The organism is Phenylobacterium sp., assembly GCF_046590535.1.
Lineage (GTDB): Bacteria > Pseudomonadota > Alphaproteobacteria > Caulobacterales > Caulobacteraceae > Phenylobacterium.
In genome coordinates, this window is sequence record NZ_JBKJTG010000120.1 from 1 (window position 1) to 7311 (window position 7311).

Consider the following 7311-nt stretch of genomic DNA (forward strand, 5'->3'; position numbering starts at 1 on the left):
GCCGTGGTCGATGAACACGCCCGAGCCGATCTGGGTCGCCGGGTGGATGTCCACCTGGAAGATCTCGCTCATCCGGCTCTGCAGATAGAGCGCGATGGTCTCGCGGCCCTGGCCCCAGAGCCAGTGCGCCACGCGCTGGGCCTGCAGAGCCTGGAAGCCCTTGAAGAACAGGAACGGCTGCACATAGCCCTTGCAGGCCGGGTCGCGCTCAAACACCGCCTTGAGGTCGGCCTCGGCGATATCCACCAGATTGGGATTGTCCTTGTAGGCGGCGTCGGCCAGTTCGCGCAGGCTCATGGCCCGCAGCTCCTGGTCGCCCAGCTTGCGCGCCAGCTGGTAGCTCAGCGCGGCGCCCAGGTCATGGTGGCTCAGCACCACGGCGTTCAGCAGCGAGGCCAGGGCCGGCTCCGATTGGGAGGCCCGCGCGGCTTCGTTACGCAATGCGGCCCAGACCGGCGGCGGTGCTGCCGGGTCGATGACTTCCAAACGCTGGCTCATCGGTTCCTCCCGTCCCATGACGTTCCCCTTATCCTAACATGGCCGCCGAAAGTTCGCGCGGCAAAGCGCCCTCCCTGGCCATGTGGTAGCCCCGCAGCAGCATCGCAACTGTCAGGGCGTCACGCATATAACCCCCGACCGCGGCGTCCAGCGCTTCCCGAAAAGGTACGCGCGCCCTCAGGATATCTTCAGTGCCATCGCCCTGGGGCTCGGCGTGGACCTGGCTGAGGCCGGTCGCGAGGTAGCCGAAGGCGTGTTCGTCGGTCACGGAGTTGGAGAGCTGCATCCGCAGGATCTCCTGCCAGTGGGCCGCCGCCATGCCGGTTTCCTCAAGCAGCTCGCGCTGGGCGCTCTCCAGAGGATCGTCGGAGAGCGGCCCGCCGCCCTCGGGGATTTCCCAGCTGTAGTCAGCACACGGCAATCGATTCTGGCCCACCAGGGTGATCGTCCCGTCACCGTGCACAGGCAGGATGGCCATGGCGAAATTCTTGAAGCTGACCACGCCATAGAGGGCGTCGGCGCCGGTGGGCGCGATGGCGTCGTACTCGGTGACGCTGATCCACGGGTTGTCGTAGATGGGCCGTGGCGGTCCCTTGCGCCAGGGCGTCCCGTGGGCCACAAGCCAGTCTGGTTTTTGCGACATGTTCTCAACTAACTTGCGAAACCGCCCCCATAGTAAGAGAACTTCCCTGTCGGCTTTCCTAATGAGGCGCGCTCCAAGATGACCCTGTCGCTTCCCGCCGCCCCGCTGTTTGGTCAGCCCGTCCCGCAGCATCCCGCCCCCGAAGTCCTGAGCTTCCTGGCCACCCGGCGTTCGTCCTCTGCCGTAACCCTGGCCGAGCCGGCCCCCACCGCCAGCGAACTGGACAGTCTGCTGCAGCTCGCCGCCCGGGTGCCCGACCACGGCAAGCTGGCGCCCTGGCGCTTCATTATTCTGGAACCCGCCGCCAAGGCCGTCTTCGCCGACCGCCTGGAGGCCTTGGCCAATTCACGGGGCGACGCGCGGGCCGCCGCCAAGCTCGCCAAGCTGAAGATTCCACCGCTCGGCGTGGCTGTGGTCTCGCGGCCCAAGCCGGGCGAGATCCCTGAGTGGGAGCAGTTACTCTCCGCCGGCGCGGTCTGCACCACCCTGCTCTACGCCGCCATGGCGCTCGGATATGGCGCCAACTGGATCACCGACTGGTACGCCTATGACGACGAGGCCAAGGCGATCCTGGGTTTGGAGCCTGAGGAAAAGGTGGCCGGGTTCATCTTCCTTGGGACGCCCAAGGAGCCGCCGCAGGAGCGGGAGCGGCCCGATCTGGCCGGCCTGATCACCGCCTGGCGACCCTGAAACACAACGGCCGGACGGCGAAGGGTCGCCGCCCGGCCTGAAGTGTGACACGCCCGAGGAGAGTTGGGCGATAGAGACATACCCCATTTGGGCGACGTCGGCTAGTCGATGGTTGATTCGCGCGCCCTGCGGCTCGCCTCGGGACTCGCTCCGCCGCGGGAGATCGAAAGATCGCGGGGAAGCCTGGCTCTCGCTCTACTGTGGAGTTTGAGTTTTGACCTTCCGATACGCAGGCCAGGCTCGCGATAGGTCGCGGCAAACCCCCGAAATCTCGTCACCCCCGGCCGCGATAGGGCGCGACACCTTGGTCAGGCAGCCACAGGCCCGCCGGCGCCGCCCCGCTCTGCCAGAAGACGTCGATGGGGATGCCGCCGCGGGGGAACCAGTAGCCGCCGATCCGCAGCCAGCGGGGGCTGAGTTCCGCGGCCAGCCGCCGCCCGATCGCCACCGTGCAGTCCTCGTGGAAGGCGCCGTGGTTGCGGAAGGCGCCGAGGTAGAGTTTCAGCGACTTGGACTCCACCAGCCAGTCGCCCGGCGCATAGTCGATCACCAGGTGGGCGAAGTCCGGCTGGCCGGTCACCGGGCACAGCGCGGTGAATTCCGGCGCCGTGAAGCGGGTCAGGTACAGGGTGTCGGCGTGCGGGTTCGGCACGCGCTCCAGCACAGCCTCGCCGGGGCTGGCGAACCCCCGCGCCTGGTGGCCCAACTGGGTGAGATGCGTCTCTTCCATGCCGGCGGCTTTAACCGCTACTAGGATTGCAAACAACGGGAGCGACGCGGATGGCCGGGCAGGATTTCGAGGATTTCGTGGTGGTGGTGACCGGCGCCTCCACCGGCCTTGGCCGGGCCATCGCGGTGGAAACCGCCCGGCGCGGCGCCAAGGCGGTGGTGATCAACTACGCCTCCAGCGCCAGGGAAGCCGAGGAGACCGCCGGTCTGGTCCGGGCCGAGGGGGCGCAGGCCGTCCTGGTGCAAGGCGACGTGGCGTCCGACGAGGATTGCCGGCGGATCGCCGCCACGGCAGCCCCGTTCGGCCGGATCGACGCCCTGTTCAACAACGCCGGCACGACCCGGTTCGCCAGCCACGCCGACCTCGACGCTGTCTCGGCCCAGGACTTCCACGATCTCTATGCGGTCAATGTGGTGGGCGCCTACCAGATGGTCCGCGCCTGCCGGTCCCTGCTGGAGGCCGCCCCGCAACCGGGCGCCGTGGTCAACACCGCCTCGATCGCCGGCGTCACCGGCATCGGCTCGTCGATCCCCTACGCGGCGTCCAAGGGGGCGCTGACCACCATGACCCTGTCCCTGGCCCGCGCCCTGGCGCCAAGGATCCGCGTCAACGCCGTCTGCCCGGGCTTCATCGACACCCCGTGGTTCGGCAAGGGCCTGCCGGAGGCCACCGTGGACCGCATGCGGGCGGGCGTCGCCGCCTCCAGCCCCCTCAAGGCGGCCTCCACTGCGCAGGACGTGGCCGCGGCCACCGTCTTCCTGGCCGGCAAGGCCTCGCGCCACGTCACCGGCGAAACCCTGCTGGTCGACGCCGGGACTCACCTGGGCTACGCGCCGCTGGTCGCCCGCTAACTCAGCGCCGGAGGGACAATCTGCTCAATTGTTCGGCGCCCGGCCCAGGTAACGCTTAAACTTGCATCAGGCGCGGCATGCCCGCGGCGACGCTTGCGCGGCTCGTTGATCTGGCGCCGCCGCCCGTAACGATGGGCCTGCACGGCGGGCTCCGCGAAGAGCCGGCCGGTGAACAGGGGATAGACAATGAAAACGCTAAAACTCTCGCTGCTGGGCGCGCTGGGGGCCCTCGCCCTTGGCGGTGCGGCTCAGGCGCAGGACGCGAAAGGCCCGATCTCGCTGGCCTTCAACATCGGCGCCTCCACCGACTATGTGTTCCGCGGCATCAGCCAGACCGATGAGGATCCGCAGATCTTCGGCGGCGTGGACGCCACCATCGGCGCCATCGGCTATGCGGGCATCTGGGTCTCCAACGTCGATTTCAACAACGGAACCGAGCTCGAGTACGACATCTACGGCGGCATCAAGCCGACCCTGGGACCGGTGGCGATGGACTTGGCGGTGATCTACTACGGCTACACCAACCAGCCCCCCGGCCCGAACGAGGACTACTGGGAAGGCAAGATCGCCGGCTCCATCCCCGCCGGGCCGGCCACCCTCGGCGCCGCCCTCTACTACTCGCCCGAGTTCTTCGGCGAGACGGGCGATGCGACCTATGTGGAGGTCAACGGCGCGTTCGCCATCCCGAACTCGAAGTTCAGCGTCAGCGGCGCGCTTGGCCATCAGGCCGTCGTGGGCCCGCTGGACTACACCACCTGGAACCTGGGCGTCGGCCTCGCCCTGAGCGATAACATCGGCGTCGACCTGCGCTATCACGACACCAGCGAGCACGGCTTCGGCGCGATCTACGACAGCCGCGTGGTCGTGGCGCTGAAAGCCACATTCTAGGCTATTTCACGATCCAGGCTGTTTCACGATGATCTAGGGCAAGCCGCCGCATACTCATGCGGCGGCTTTTCCAATTGCGTCCGCCGCCGCCTGTTCCTAAGGTCGACTTGCTCCGCCGTTAAGCGCAACCGTTGCGCGCGGGGCGCCCCGTCGCGGAGCGCTCCAAGACCCTGCAGGTTTCATTGGTCCGTCGCACCCCCAGGATAACATTGGCCAATCGAAGGGCTTCCGGAGCGCGCCCCATGGAGCGCATGGCTTTCCGCGCGCAGACGATCATCGCCGACGTGGGCATGGCCGCCCTGGCCTTCGCCGCGGCCTATACCGTCGCGCCCTCGGGCAAGGATCTGCTGGACCTGCCTTCGCTCAGCGTCATCCAGCTCGTGGCGCTCTACGCCGGGCTGGCCGGCGTCTTCACCATGCTGTTCCGCCGCGAGCTTTCACCCTGGCGCTACACCTCCATTCCCGATGCCTTGGTGCTCGCCCGGGTGGCGATGCTGACGGTGGGCGTGTTCCTGCTGTGGGTGTTCATCCTTGATCGCGGCCGCACCCTGCCGCGCTCCACCCTGTTCATGGCCCCGATGTTCCAGATGCTGGGCTCCATGGGCGTGCGCATCCTCCGGCGCGCCCTGCACGAGCACGCGCTGGACAGTTTCGCTCCCTTGAAGACCATCAGCGACCGGATGGCCCAGGCGCCCTCCCTGCTGCTCATCGGGCCGCCCTCCCTGGCCGACACCTATCTGCGCGACGTGGCCCGAAGCCATGACCGCAACTACACGCCGGTGGGCATCGTCGGCACCGACCGGCGCGACGTGGGCCAGAAGGTCCGTGGCGTCTGCATTATCGAGGCGCTGGACAACCTGGACGAGGCCCTGGCCGACCTGCGCCGCTGGAACCGCTATCCGCGCGCTATCCTGTTCCTTGAGGAGCCGGGCCGGCTGAAGGGCCTTACCGCCGACCAGCTCGGTCGCCTGAAGAACGACGGCATCCGCCTCCTGCGCCTGCCATCCATCGTCGAGCTTTCGCAACACGATGGCGTCACCCTGCTGCCGATGCGCGACATCAACATCGAGGAACTGCTGGCCCGCGAGCCCATCGAGCTGGACCGCTACGCCATCGGCAACCTGATCCGCGGCCGGCGTGTGCTGGTCACCGGGGCCGGCGGCTCCATCGGCGCCGAGCTGTGCCGCCAGGTCGCCGCCTTCGACTGCGCCCACCTCAGCCTGATGGATTTCTCCGAGACCGCGCTGTTCGAGATCGAGCGCGAGATCGGCGAGACCTTCCCCCAGGTGTCGCGCAAGGCTGTGCTTTGCGACGTGCGCAACCCCGCCCGCCTGACCGGCGCCTTCAAGGCTGAGGCGCCCGACCTGGTGTTCCACGCGGCGGCGCTGAAACACGTCTCCATGGTCGAGCGCCACCCCTGCGAGGGCGTGCTCACCAACGTCATCGGCACCTGGAACGTGGCGGAGGCCGCCAAGGCCTGCAACGCCGGCCAGATGGTGCTGATCTCCACCGACAAGGCCGTCGATCCTACCAACGTCATGGGCGCCACCAAGCGCTTGGCCGAGTCCGTCATCCAGGCCCAGCAATCCGCCGGCGACGACACCCGATTCTCCGCGGTGCGCTTCGGCAACGTGCTGGGCTCCGCGGGCTCCGTGGTGCCGATCTTCAAGTCGCAAATTGAGCGTGGCGGCCCGGTCACCGTGACCCACCAGGACATGGAGCGCTTCTTCATGACCATCCCGGAGGCGGCCCAGCTCGTCCTGCACGCCACCGCCACCTCGGCGGAAGGCGAGGCCCGCGACGCCCGGCTGTTCCTGCTGGAGATGGGCGAGCCTGTTCGGATCATGGACCTGGCCCGCCAGATGATTGCCCTCTCAGGTCGCACGGCCGGCAAGGACATCGAGATCGAGATCATCGGCCTGCGTCCCGGCGAGAAGCTCACCGAGGCGCTGCTGGACGAGACAGAGCGCTCCCTGCCCTGCGCGCCCAAGGTGCTGGAGGTGGTCTCCAACTCACCCCTGCGCATAACCACCGACCACCTGGCGGGCCTCGAGGCTCTGGCCGACAGCGGCGATGTGGAAGACGTGCGGCGCGCCCTGTTCGACCTGGTCGCCCAGGTCCGCGGCGAAAAGCCCGGCGCCACCCCCAAACTGCGCGTCGTCGCCGCCGGCTGACCGCTCCTCCCCTGCAAGCGCAGCGCCGCGGGGGAGGTGGCGCGGCGCGCTAGCGCCGTGACGGAGGGGCCAACGCCGCTAGCCTGCGCCCATGCGAGCGCCAACCGACACCCATGCCCGCGCCAGGAGCTTGCGAGGCAGGCTCAGCCTCCCGGAGCTGCTGCTTTGGGTCCGCTTGCGCAAGCGCAGCCCCGGTCGGCCGCGCTTCCGGCGGCAGCACCCCGTCGGTCCCTACATTCTCGACTTCTACTGCTCCGAGGCGCGCCTCTGCGTCGAGGTCGATGGCGCGTCCCACAGCATGGGCGACCGGCCGCAGCGGGACATTGCGCGGGATTCCTGGCTGAGCTCCCAAGGCATTAAGGTCATGCGGTACGCCGCATCCTCTGTGCTTGAAGACCCCGAGGAAGTCGTGGAGTGGATTCTGCGGCTGGCCTCGCCCCCTCAGTCATCGGACCCAGAGGTCCGCTGACAGCTCCCCCGTTTCTCGGGGGAGCAGCGACCGCTCCTCCCCTGCAAGCGCAGCGCCGCGGGGGAGGTGGATCGCCGCGCAGCGGCGAGACGGAGGGGGTGTCCTCGGCCCCTACTCCGCCGCTCGGTCATGGTAGGCGCCTGCGCACCTGAAGATGCCTGGTCTTCGCCGGCAAAACCCGCCCGAATCCCTGGGCGGTGTCGATTGTCGACGACGTGATCATCACCAGTGATGGCCAAGGTACTGAGCGTAGATCGGAGATAGCCGACCTACGACGCGTGGTCGTCGCCCCCTCAGTCATCGGACCCAGAGGTCCGCTGACAGCTCCCCCGTTTCTCGGGGGAGCAGCGACCGCACCGACCGCTCCT

The 7311-nt window shown here is 68.1% G+C and carries 8 protein-coding genes; 5 read left to right on the plus strand and 3 right to left on the minus strand.

Annotated features, from left to right (window positions below):
• Window positions 1–498: serine O-acetyltransferase (locus ACLL81_RS07285; protein ID WP_411287683.1), on the minus strand; the 498-nt coding region annotated here is incomplete at its 3' end.
• A gap of 28 nt (window positions 499–526) precedes the next feature.
• Window positions 527–1141, minus strand: a complete 615-nt coding sequence (locus tag ACLL81_RS07290; protein ID WP_411287684.1) for an NUDIX domain-containing protein — start codon at window positions 1139–1141, stop codon at window positions 527–529.
• Window positions 1142–1219: 78 nt separating this feature from the next.
• On the opposite strand from ACLL81_RS07290, the gene ACLL81_RS07295 reads away from it, so the two are divergent.
• Window positions 1220–1831 (plus strand): nitroreductase, encoded by a 612-nt coding sequence (locus ACLL81_RS07295; RefSeq protein WP_411287685.1) that lies wholly within the window; start codon window positions 1220–1222, stop codon window positions 1829–1831.
• Window positions 1832–2105: 274 nt separating this feature from the next.
• Here the strand turns inward: ACLL81_RS07295 and queF are convergent, their stop codons facing one another.
• The gene (queF, locus tag ACLL81_RS07300) at window positions 2106–2561 is read right to left on the minus strand and encodes a preQ(1) synthase (RefSeq protein ID WP_411287686.1); all 456 of its coding nucleotides are present in this window, start codon (window positions 2559–2561) and stop codon (window positions 2106–2108) included.
• Window positions 2562–2611: 50 nt separating this feature from the next.
• Between queF and ACLL81_RS07305 the strand changes: the two genes are divergently transcribed.
• The 4 genes from ACLL81_RS07305 to ACLL81_RS07320 all read left to right on the plus strand — a co-directional run bounded on the left by ACLL81_RS07305 (window position 2612) and on the right by ACLL81_RS07320 (window position 6943).
• Window positions 2612–3412 (plus strand): SDR family NAD(P)-dependent oxidoreductase, encoded by an 801-nt coding sequence (locus tag ACLL81_RS07305; RefSeq protein WP_411287687.1) that lies wholly within the window; start codon window positions 2612–2614, stop codon window positions 3410–3412.
• 186 nt (window positions 3413–3598) lie between these two features.
• Window positions 3599–4300 (plus strand): TorF family putative porin, encoded by a 702-nt coding sequence (locus ACLL81_RS07310; RefSeq protein WP_411287688.1) that lies wholly within the window; start codon window positions 3599–3601, stop codon window positions 4298–4300.
• 242 nt (window positions 4301–4542) lie between these two features.
• A complete protein-coding gene (locus tag ACLL81_RS07315) occupies window positions 4543–6474 on the plus strand; it encodes a polysaccharide biosynthesis protein (RefSeq protein WP_411287689.1) in 1932 nt (643 codons plus the stop codon).
• Between the two features lie 91 nt (window positions 6475–6565).
• Complete coding sequence (locus ACLL81_RS07320; RefSeq protein ID WP_411287690.1) at window positions 6566–6943, plus strand: endonuclease domain-containing protein; 378 nt, start codon at window positions 6566–6568, stop codon at window positions 6941–6943.
• The last annotated feature ends 368 nt before the right edge of the window (window positions 6944–7311 follow it).

Coding starts and splice junctions, on each gene's coding strand:
- ACLL81_RS07305 (WP_411287687.1), top strand. CDS start 2,612: ATGGCCGGGCAGGATTTCGAGGATTTCGTGGTGGTGGTGACCGGCGCC.
- queF (WP_411287686.1), bottom strand. CDS start 2,561: ATGGAAGAGACGCATCTCACCCAGTTGGGCCACCAGGCGCGGGGGTTC.
- ACLL81_RS07320 (WP_411287690.1), top strand. CDS start 6,566: ATGCGAGCGCCAACCGACACCCATGCCCGCGCCAGGAGCTTGCGAGGC.
- ACLL81_RS07290 (WP_411287684.1), bottom strand. CDS start 1,141: ATGTCGCAAAAACCAGACTGGCTTGTGGCCCACGGGACGCCCTGGCGC.
- ACLL81_RS07295 (WP_411287685.1), top strand. CDS start 1,220: ATGACCCTGTCGCTTCCCGCCGCCCCGCTGTTTGGTCAGCCCGTCCCG.
- ACLL81_RS07315 (WP_411287689.1), top strand. CDS start 4,543: ATGGAGCGCATGGCTTTCCGCGCGCAGACGATCATCGCCGACGTGGGC.
- ACLL81_RS07310 (WP_411287688.1), top strand. CDS start 3,599: ATGAAAACGCTAAAACTCTCGCTGCTGGGCGCGCTGGGGGCCCTCGCC.